Annotated in this window: 5 protein-coding genes and 4 pseudogenes; 4 read left to right on the forward strand and 5 right to left on the reverse strand. The window is 47.5% G+C overall.

Features of this window, described 5'->3' with window-relative positions:
* Positions 1 to 158: pseudogene (locus C7N83_RS16345) on the reverse strand (IS1595 family transposase); the annotation flags it as partial.
* A 248-nt stretch (positions 159 to 406) separates the two neighbouring features.
* Here C7N83_RS16345 and ruvA point away from each other — a divergent pair.
* The 3 genes from ruvA to C7N83_RS12700 all read left to right on the forward strand — a co-directional run bounded on the left by ruvA (position 407) and on the right by C7N83_RS12700 (position 3301).
* Entirely contained in the window at positions 407 to 991 is a 585-nt protein-coding gene (ruvA, locus tag C7N83_RS12690; RefSeq protein WP_106743085.1) for a Holliday junction branch migration protein RuvA, read from the forward strand.
* 67 nt (positions 992 to 1058) lie between these two features.
* Positions 1059 to 1292, forward strand: coding sequence for a methionine-binding protein (locus C7N83_RS12695; RefSeq protein WP_106743087.1), 234 nt, complete (start codon positions 1059 to 1061; stop codon positions 1290 to 1292).
* A 158-nt stretch (positions 1293 to 1450) separates the two neighbouring features.
* On the forward strand, positions 1451 to 3301 hold the full coding sequence (locus tag C7N83_RS12700; protein WP_106743093.1) for an ABC transporter ATP-binding protein: 1851 nt from the start codon (positions 1451 to 1453) through the stop codon (positions 3299 to 3301).
* Positions 3302 to 3359: 58 nt separating this feature from the next.
* Here C7N83_RS12700 and C7N83_RS15380 read toward each other — a convergent pair whose 3' ends face one another.
* Entirely contained in the window at positions 3360 to 3662 is a 303-nt protein-coding gene (locus C7N83_RS15380) for a hypothetical protein (protein WP_211296661.1), read from the reverse strand.
* Positions 3663 to 4053: 391 nt separating this feature from the next.
* Between C7N83_RS15380 and C7N83_RS12710 the strand changes: the two are divergent.
* Positions 4054 to 4487 (forward strand): annotated as a pseudogene (locus C7N83_RS12710) (hypothetical protein).
* 32 nt (positions 4488 to 4519) lie between these two features.
* On the opposite strand, the gene C7N83_RS12715 reads toward C7N83_RS12710, so the two are convergent.
* The 3 genes and pseudogenes from C7N83_RS12715 to C7N83_RS17150 form a co-directional block, all read right to left on the reverse strand.
* Positions 4520 to 4999 carry an RICIN domain-containing protein gene (locus C7N83_RS12715; RefSeq protein WP_170064912.1) on the reverse strand — a complete coding sequence of 160 codons (480 nt, stop codon included), beginning with the start codon at positions 4997 to 4999 and terminating at the stop codon, positions 4520 to 4522.
* Positions 5000 to 5180: 181 nt separating this feature from the next.
* Positions 5181 to 5576, reverse strand: a pseudogene (locus C7N83_RS12720) (transposase); the annotation flags it as partial.
* A 105-nt stretch (positions 5577 to 5681) separates the two neighbouring features.
* A pseudogene (locus C7N83_RS17150) lies at positions 5682 to 5768 on the reverse strand (IS481 family transposase); the annotation flags it as partial.
* Between the last annotated feature and the right edge of the window lie 18 nt (positions 5769 to 5786).

Raw genomic sequence — 5786 nt, forward strand, 5'->3', positions numbered from 1 at the left:
GTAAGCGATGGCTTGGCGGATTTTACGGTAAAACAACAGGGCGGAATCAGGCCGGATACCAGGTATACCGGCAGCTGCACGGGCCGTTACTTCCGATACAGAAAATTGAAGAATTTTTTCCGTGTAGATTTGCTTGGTTTGCAATGGGTTACCTTCATTTTTTACTCATCTGCGTCAGCCCCAAAAGTTTTATTAAGGGCGGTTTGTTTGATGGGGTATTTTTATTTTATATGTAGCGGATTTGATTTGGAACAAGGCAACGGCAGGTAGGAAAATTTGATAGAATATGATGGTGTTTCTGCCTGATGTTCAAAGTGGCAGAGAAGTTAATTCATTCCCAATCTATCGGCATGCGCATAATCCTTCTGATTTCAGACGACCTCCCATTTAACCCAGAGCCCTTCAAATGATCAGCACTCTTTCCGGCAAACTCATCGAAAAACAGCCGCCGCAAATCGTCATCGACGTCAACGGTGTCGGTTATGAAGTTGATGTATCGATGCAAACCTTTTACAACCTGCCCGCGCTGAACGAAACCGTGCAGCTTTATACCCAGTTGGTGGTGCGCGAAGATGCACACTTGCTGTTTGGCTTTGCAACTGCCTCAGAACGGGCGACCTTCCGCCAATTGGTTAAAGTCAGCGGCATTGGTGCCAAAACCGCGTTGGGTATTTTATCGGCTATGAACGCCGGCGAACTGGCGCAGGCGGTGGCTGAAGAGGACGTAAAGCGTTTGTCTTCCGCACCAGGCATTGGCAAGAAAACCGCTGAGCGCATGGTGCTCGAATTGCGCGGCAAACTGGTGTCTGAGCATATTTCAGACGGCCTGTTTGCTCCCTCCTCAAGCGTGGACGAAACCGACGACATCGTCAGCACACTCCTAGCTTTGGGCTACAATGAACGCGAAGCCGAAGCGGCGGCGAAAGGCATTCCGAGAGGCACCGATGTCGGCGAGGGGGTTCGCTTGGCGTTGAAGAATTTGTTGAAGTAATTTCAGGCCGTCTGAAAAATGGGTATTCAGACGGCTTCAACCTTTTCATTTTTCATCAGGTCAAACCATGAAACCGTTTTTTTTGACGATAATTATCTTGCTCGGCGGCTGTGTGTACAGCGAAACGCCCTATGGCCGCACCGCCGTGATTGATTTGCCGACACGTTCGGAGACGGTAATTCGCAAAACCGTCAACGTCAACGCGCCGCCGGGCACCACGGTTATTTATCAGGACAGCACGCCGGTGGGCTATCCGGCAGGGTATCCGGTCTATCCGCGCGGATATTACCGCTACGATTGAAGCGACAGGTGGGATTTCAGGTTTGACATTCGCCTTACCCTTGTTTTTTCCGTAAAATTACCCATATCGTTTTCAAAAACGTTCTTTAAAACTTTTTCAGACGGCCTGCTCCCTTGCAAAGACCGTCTGAAACATTTGATTTTTTAATACACAACAATATGATTAATAAGATATTTTCATGGTTTGAGTCGCGAATTGACCCGTATCCCGCCGATGCGCCCGCTACGCCAGAAAAAGGCTTATGGCGCTTTATCTGGAGCAGTATCGGCGGCGTGCGCAAATGGATTATCGTGCTTGCGCTGGTGACGGCGGTGATTGGCGTGATGGAAGCCTTGCTGTTCCAATTCATGGGTAAAGTTGTCGATTGGCTCGGCCAATATACGCCCGAAACGCTGTTTGCCGAAAAAGGCTGGGCGTTGGCGGGCATGGTGGCGATGATGCTGTTTTCTATGGCGTGGACATTTTTTGCATCCAATCTGCGCCTGCAAACATTGCAAGGCGTGTTCCCGATGCGGTTGCGCTGGAATTTCCACCGCCTGCTGCTCAACCAAAGCCTTGGTTTTTATCAAGATGAATTTGCCGGACGCGTGTCGGCTAAGGTGATGCAAACCGCACTGGCCTTGCGCGATGCGGTGATGACCATTGCCGATATGGTGGTATATGTGCTGGTGTATTTCATCACTTCCGGCGTGATTCTGGCGGCGCTTGATTCATGGTTGCTGCTGCCGTTTGTCGGCTGGATTATCGGCTTCTCACTGGTTATGCGTTTTCTGATTCCGAAGCTGGGCAAAACCGCTGCCGCACAAGCCGATGCCCGCAGCCTGATGACCGGCCGCATCACCGATGCCTATTCTAACATTACCACCGTCAAACTCTTCTCCCACGGTGCGCGCGAGGCAGCCTATGCCAAGCAATCGATGCAGGAATTTATGGTGACGGTACACGCGCAAATGCGCTTGGCGACACTGTTGCATACGTGTAGCTTTTTCGTGAATACCGCCCTAACCCTCTCTACTGCCGCATTGGGCATTTTGCTGTGGCAAAAAGGCGCAGTCGGGGTCGGTGCCGTGGCCACCGCCACCGCCATGGCCTTGCGCGTTAATGGTTTGTCTCAATACATTATGTGGGAATCAGCACGCCTGTTTGAAAACATCGGTACCGTCAATGACGGCATGTCCACCCTCACCAAGCCGCACACCATTCTCGACAAACCTAAAGCCTTACCGCTCAAAGTAGACAACGGCGAAATTAAATTCGATCATGTTGATTTCTCTTATGAAACCGGCAAACCGCTGCTCAACGGCTTTAATCTGACCATCAAACCCGGTGAAAAAGTTGGCTTGATCGGCCGCAGCGGTGCGGGCAAATCCACTATCGTCAACCTGCTGCTGCGCTTTTACGAACCGCAAAGCGGCAGTATTTCGATTGACGGCCAAAACGTCAACGATGTGACCCAAGAAAGTCTGCGTGCGCAAATCGGCTTGGTGACGCAAGATACTTCGCTGCTGCATCGCTCCGTACGCGACAACATCATCTACGGCCGCCCGGAAGCGACTGATAAAGAAATGCGGCAAGCTGCCGAGCGCGCCGAAGCCGCTGATTTTATTCCTAACCTTTCTGATGCCAAAGGCCGCCGCGGTTACGATGCCCATGTCGGCGAGCGCGGTGTAAAACTTTCCGGCGGCCAACGCCAACGCATCGCCATCGCCCGCGTGATGCTGAAAGATGCGCCGATTTTGTTGCTCGACGAAGCCACCAGCGCGCTGGATTCAGAAGTGGAAGCAGCCATCCAGGAAAGCCTCGACAAAATGATGGAAAACAAAACCGTCATCGCCATCGCGCACCGCTTATCCACCATCGCCGCGATGGACCGCCTGATTGTGCTCGACAAAGGCCGCATCATCGAAGAAGGAACCCATGCGGAGCTGTTGGCCAAAAACGGTTTGTACGCCAAATTATGGGCACACCAAAGCGGCGGTTTCCTGAGCGAAAACGTGGAATGGCACTAAAAGCTGGAGGATGAAATAAAATGCCGTCTGAAATTTATTAGGGCGTGTCCTCATTTCATCATGTAGCATCTTTTCGGTATAAAAACCCGTCTGCCTTGTTGGAAATGCGCACAAGGTGTCCGACCTTACCGCTCCGGCCGGTTTTACCGACGCAGCGTGTAAAACTGCCCTCTTTGAGTATCGCCCCGCATACGCGCTTTTCTGCTCGAAAATGGGCGAAACAGACAAAATGAAGACACGCCCCCAGATTCGGCAATAAAATATTGAAAAATAAAACAACCCTCCATTTGGACTTTTGGAAGCCGTAATCAGGGATGCAGACCTGAAAGTCTTTTCGATACTGGATAATTTGCGCGTTCATCACAGCAAAGCAGTCAAGGAATAGTTGGATGGGCATGATAAAAACATATGGATCTTTTCTTTTACATTAGCCAGCTATAGTCCGGAATTGAATTCGGATGAGCGTTTGAATGCGAATCTGAAACAGGCCAGTCGGGGTCGGCATCATACAAAAGCTCAGACAGGCAACAGAGAACCATATGCGGATGTTGGATAATAATCCTGAACGGACAGCTGCGTACCTCAAGGATCCAGGGGTGAAATACGCAGCTTGATGATTTCATATTTGGTTGCCGAAGCAATAGTAATTTGGGACGGCAAAGCAATAAAACCACAAATTTTATAATTTGTGGTTTTGTATTTTTAAGGGGCTTAGGAAGCAAAATCATAAAACTTTATGGTAAGCTTCTGATATCTATATTAAAAACAAGTACCCAAAGTCCGGTAAACTTTCCGGGCAGAAATTCCGGCAAATATTACACCTTTCTGCCTCAGGTTTGACTGCTTCCGACACAGCCGGATTAACGGCAGCCAGTGTCCGAAGTGCCAACAACCCGTTCCCCAAACTGCGGCACCGTATTGCTGACGAATGTGAGAAGCAAACCCCATTTTCAGAATTCCGGTGCCAGACGCATCCGTGGCAAACGGGCTTGCCGGAGGGGTTCGGCATATCAGCGGAATGGGGTCATTTTGGACTTATGCAAAAAACAGGACGGTTGAATTTAACGGCGTATCCGGACGGACGTTTTATTGGCACCTAGAAGAAACGGGATTCCGCTTTAATCACAGACATGATAACCTGTATGCAATTTTGTTAGAAATGTTATGGAATATGCCGTTGGATTAAATTTGCTTCCTAAGCCTCCTTTTTAAATATTCCTAAAAACGAAATTGTTGCGATGGGCTGTTATTACATGGTTTGACTTGCAATATTTTGCTGCTTGCATCTAAACATTTATTGGCCGATACGCTTATAATCCTTAATCCATGGCGATACCAAAGTTGATTGTCCTTGCCATGACAAGCATACATAATGACATTTTTCCCATTGGCAACATCCAAACATTTATTTCCTTGCCAAATTTCACCCGATGATTTAAAGACAAACCGTTGGTTGGCCTTGCCATGGCAAGGATAACGAATCACTGTTTTACCATCGTTACCACTTACGTCCACACACTCGCCATGTACCTGAATCAGGTGGGGCAATGACATATAGTGGTCACGCGTTTGAGAGGTGCCTATCCGCTCGCTAGTGTATATGTTTTGTGTGCGAATGGCGGTATTACCAATAGTTTTGATATTGTCTATCTGTTTGTGATGGACAGTATAAATGCCATAAAAATCATCATCTATCATTTGGCAGGCGGATAGCGCGAACGTAAGTGTACACAATGTGGCTTTTTGTAGAGAATATCTCATATAAGTTTACCTTTACCATTTAAAAATAGTTACCTTATTATAGCACTTTAAAGGTCTGTCCTAGATAACTAGACCAAACGCCCTCTAACTATTGGAATGCTGTTATCTTACGTCACTGCTGTTTCGCCCGGTTCTGAAAATTCCCGATCCTGTTAATGTGATTCTCTTTTTCTGCAAAGTGCGTGCTGTGACTGATGCGGAAATGATTAAATTTACTCACATCAAGCATATCATAACTACGATAAAAATCGGTGTAAACAATACTATCAGCTTCACTTATTCCCGAATAACCGGTAATAAAGGGCGATTGCGTATTAGGGAAGGCTGTATAAACCTTGGCATTACACCTTATTAGCCTGAATATAGCCGTTTTACTTGTTGCTCCATGTCCATACTTACCTTTACGCACGCCATCAAACATTTCCAAATGTAAACTGTCTTGATAAATTAAGTAACTATAAATGATAGATAGGCGCCTTCGGGCTATTTGGCGAGTTTTTTGATTTCGGTTTAGAGTTGACTAGATTAGCCCTAAATTCCCCACCATTTCTGCAAAATTTTCAGCTGCTCTTTTTGTTTTGGGAAAGGGTTTTGCCGCTGTAGCAAACAGCCGCGTTGTTTACACGACAGGTTGGGAAAGACAAGCCTGCAAAATCTCAAAAGGCCTATCACCTTTCAAACTTTTGTGCGGCTTAACCGTACCGTATTACTAGAAATTAACGAA

It is taken from the genome of Neisseria iguanae (assembly GCF_003013245.1).
GTDB lineage: Bacteria > Pseudomonadota > Gammaproteobacteria > Burkholderiales > Neisseriaceae > Neisseria > Neisseria iguanae.

Bases quoted from the DNA above. Each gene is read 5' to 3' on its own strand.
- ruvA (WP_106743085.1), top strand. From the start codon at position 407: ATGATCAGCACTCTTTCCGGCAAACTCATCGAAAAACAGCCGCCGCAA.
- C7N83_RS12695 (WP_106743087.1), top strand. From the start codon at position 1,059: ATGAAACCGTTTTTTTTGACGATAATTATCTTGCTCGGCGGCTGTGTG.
- C7N83_RS12700 (WP_106743093.1), top strand. From the start codon at position 1,451: ATGATTAATAAGATATTTTCATGGTTTGAGTCGCGAATTGACCCGTAT.
- C7N83_RS15380 (WP_211296661.1), bottom strand. From the start codon at position 3,662: ATGAACGCGCAAATTATCCAGTATCGAAAAGACTTTCAGGTCTGCATC.
- C7N83_RS12715 (WP_170064912.1), bottom strand. From the start codon at position 4,999: ATGATAGATGATGATTTTTATGGCATTTATACTGTCCATCACAAACAG.